We start from the raw sequence: 1,836 nt of genomic DNA, 5'->3' as shown, positions 1-1,836 counted from the left end.
ACCGGGTCGCAGCGGATGCGGTCGGCCCGGCTCGGCGCCGGCCTCACCGTCGTACCGCCTGCGCCGCCGGTGGACGCTGCCAAGGCGATCATGGCCAACCCGCAGGTCCCCGAGGACAAGCGGAGCTGTTCCAAGTGCGGCAAGGCCGTCGGCCGCTCCATCGACGGCACACCCGGCCGGAGCGAGGGCTTCTGCCCCAACTGCGGCCAGCCGTTCTCCTTCACCCCCAAGCTGGTGTCGGGTGACCTCGTCGCCGGCCAGTACGAGGTCGCGGGCGCGCTCGCCCACGGTGGTCTCGGCTGGATCTACCTCGCCCGTGACCGCAACGTCTCCAACCGGTGGGTGGTGCTCAAGGGCCTGCTGAACTCCGGTGACCCCGACGCGCTCGCGGCAGCGATCGCCGAGCAGCAGTTCCTCGCGCAGGTCGAGCACCCGTTGATCGTCGAGATCTACAACTTCGTGACCCACGAAGGCGCCGGCTACATCGTCATGGAGTACGTCGGCGGCAAGTCGCTCAAGCAGATCCTGAAGCAGCGGATGTCGGCCAACAACGGCGACTACGACCCGCTGCCGGTCGACCAGGCGCTGGCCTACATCCTCGAGCTGCTGCCGGCCTTCCAGTACCTCCACGACCTCGGTCTCGTGTACTGCGACTTCAAGCCCGACAACATGATCCAGGTCGGCGACGCGATGAAGCTGATCGACCTCGGTGGCGTGCGCCGGATCGACGACCAGGAGTCGGCGATCTACGGCACGGTCGGCTACCAGGCGCCCGAGGTGGCCGAGGTCGGGCCGACCGTGGCCTCCGACATCTACACGATCGGCCGCACGCTCGTCGTGCTGACGATGGAGTTCCGCGGCTACCAGGGCACCTACCTGCACAGCCTGCCGCCGGTGGACGCGACGCCGCTCTTCCAGCAGTACGACTCGCTCTACCACCTGCTGGCCAAGTGCTGTGCGCCCGATCCGGCGGACCGGTTCGCCTCCGTGGACGAGCTGCGCACGCAGGTGCTCGGTGTCCTGCGCGAGGTCGTCGCCCGCCGCCGCCAGGGCACGGCGAGCACGTCGGCCTCCTCGGTGCTCTTCGAGTCGCCCGCGACGGCGCGCCCGATCACTGAGTGGAGCCAGCTGCCGAAGCTGCGCGAGGACACCACCGACCCGCAGTACAGCTGGCTCTCGACGATCAGCTCCGACGACCCGAAGCAGCGGCTCGCCGACCTGCTGCAGGCGCCCGAGGACAGCGCCGAGGTGTGGCTGGCGCGTGCCCGTGCGTCGCTGGACCTGGCGGACCCCGTGGCCGCGAAGTCGCACGCGCAGGCGCTGCTCGCCGACGACCCGTGGGAGTGGCGCGCGCTGTGGATCGAGGGCCTCGCTGCCGTCCAGGCCGAGGACTGGGAGACCGCGAAGGCGTCGTTCAACGCCGTCTACCAGCAGGTGCCCGGAGAGCTCGCGCCCAAGCTCGCGCTCGCCTTCGCGTGTGAGCGCGGCGGGCTGCCCGAGGTCTCCGAGGGCCTCTACCAGGTGTGCGCGTCCACGGACGCCGCCTACGTCCCGCCCTCGGCGTTCGGCATGGCGCGGGTGCGGGCGGGCCGCAAGGACACCGCAGGTGCGGTCGCCGCGCTCGACCTCGTCCCGACCACCAGCCGCGGTTACACCGAGAGCCGTCAGCAGCGCGCAGAGGTGTTGCTGTCGGGCGGGGGCCAGGACATTGCGGTTCTGGACCAGGCGATGCGCACCATCGAGACCTCCAGCGTCGACGGCCAGACCCGCCAGCGCTTCACCGTGCGGATCCTCAGCGAGGCCCTGCCCGTCGTGTCCGGCGCCGCCAAGGTGCCG

At 70.8% G+C, this 1,836-nt stretch carries 1 protein-coding gene; it reads left to right on the top strand.

Features of this window, described 5'->3' with window-relative positions:
- Positions 1 to 1,836, top strand: a 1,836-nt coding sequence (locus ACOADB_RS23810; RefSeq protein ID WP_378604616.1) for a serine/threonine-protein kinase, incomplete at both ends; no start/stop codon positions are given.

Origin of the sequence: Nocardioides sp. CPCC 206348 (genome assembly GCF_048654705.1) — a bacterium.
GTDB lineage: Bacteria > Actinomycetota > Actinomycetes > Propionibacteriales > Nocardioidaceae > Nocardioides.
The sequence above is the reverse complement of the archived record's forward strand: the minus strand, read 5'-3'. Positions and strand labels throughout refer to the sequence as shown.